Raw genomic sequence first — 370 nt, 5'->3', positions numbered from 1 at the left:
CAAGTCACGTTCGCGCTGCGATTCTTTGAGAGACTCTGATACAGCAACATCATCAGTAAAGATAATCGTCGCCGCATCGTTTCAAATTTCAGCTTGTTCCAGATTGTTAAAGAGCAATATCTTAAACCCTGACTATCGCTAATCAGTTTTAAGATATGAGGTAAGCATGATGACTTACTGAAGACCCCCGCTTTCACCGGAATGGTCGGATGCGCTGGCGTCCCCTAGGGGATTCGAACCCCTGTTACCGCCGTGAAAGGGCGGTGTCCTGGGCCTCTAGACGAAGGGGACACGACACCGTACTTTGTTGACGCTTTTGCTCATTATTTTTCATCAGACAATCTGTGTGAGCACTTCACTCGATTTCGTA

The 370-nt window shown here is 47.3% G+C and carries 1 tRNA gene; it reads right to left on the bottom strand.

What is annotated here, in order from left to right:
* Positions 1-215: 215 nt before the first annotated feature.
* Positions 216-291, bottom strand: a tRNA-Glu gene (locus DDT52_RS20855).
* Positions 292-370 lie beyond the last annotated feature (79 nt).

The organism is Brenneria roseae subsp. roseae, from assembly GCF_003115845.1.
Taxonomy (GTDB): Bacteria; Pseudomonadota; Gammaproteobacteria; order Enterobacterales; family Enterobacteriaceae; genus Brenneria; species Brenneria roseae.
Note: the sequence above shows the minus strand (reverse complement) of the source record. Positions and strands in the feature narration are given on the sequence as shown.